Genomic DNA, 951 nt, shown 5'->3' on the forward strand with positions numbered 1-951 from the left:
CGCGGCCACAGCCGCGTGCCGCTGCCGCCACACAGAATCACAGGTGTCATCTGGCTCATCGGCCCCATCCTATCGCCCACGCCGTAAAGGGATGGGAACAGAAAATTCGCTCATTTCGGACTTCCATAATACCAGCGCTGACGCCAGCCCTGGGAATAAGAGGTACCGTCCGACAATCATGGAAAGCCCGTAGCAGTGGTGGAGAAAGAGTGAGCCGCTGCGGTCGTTTGCATTGGAAGGCTATTGCTCATGAGCCCGAGAATCAAGTCCTGCCCGGCCAACCCGACCTCAGAAATCGAGCCCTGTCACGACGCTCGCATGAATAAAAGACGCGTCTGCACCATCGAGGGGCTTGGCAACCGGAGTGACTTCGGCTAACGGCCCCATTCCCCTCGACCGGGCGGCCGTGGCCGCCCCTGAGGCACTTCGCGGAGAGGTGGCAGAGAGGTCGAATGCGCCGCACTCGAAATGCGGTGTACGGGCAACCGTACCGTGGGTTCGAATCCCACCCTCTCCGCCACGGGCCATTCCATAGCGGTCCGCAAAAGACCACTGGCCTCGACTTTTTCCTCCTGATTACCGACACTTAGCAGACCGGTTCGGCCTCGGCCGTCCGTGCCCGTCCATGCCCATCCAACGAATCCGAGGGGCGAAAACGAGGTACGCGCGGTCGAAAAGCGAGGTATTTTCTGGAGACCGAACCATGCTTACCGATGCTAGGGTGCGCAACGCCAAGCCGCGCCCCAAAGCCTATAAAATCGCTGACGCCAATCGCCTCTTCCTGATGGTCACCCCCAGTGGTGGCAAGCTCTGGCGTTGGAACTACGAGTACGATGGCAAAAACAAGACAATGGCATTTGGCGCCTACCCTCTCGTCGTCCGTGAACAATGCGATTTTGGCTCTGGGACGGCGCAGGGCCATTCGCGGCGGGCTGTGGCGAGCTGTTGTGG

General features: G+C 60.1%; 1 protein-coding gene and 1 tRNA gene. Both read left to right on the top strand.

The window, feature by feature from the left end; translation table 11 throughout:
* The first annotated feature begins 430 nt into the window (after positions 1–430).
* A tRNA-Ser gene (locus tag B2G71_RS23575) sits at positions 431–520 on the top strand.
* 183 nt (positions 521–703) lie between these two features.
* On the top strand, positions 704–951 hold a 248-nt coding region (locus tag B2G71_RS23580), incomplete at its 3' end, for an Arm DNA-binding domain-containing protein (protein ID WP_141521694.1).

The sequence above is a fragment of the Novosphingobium sp. PC22D genome, from assembly GCF_002556635.1.
In the GTDB taxonomy this organism is placed as follows: Bacteria; Pseudomonadota; Alphaproteobacteria; order Sphingomonadales; family Sphingomonadaceae; genus Novosphingobium.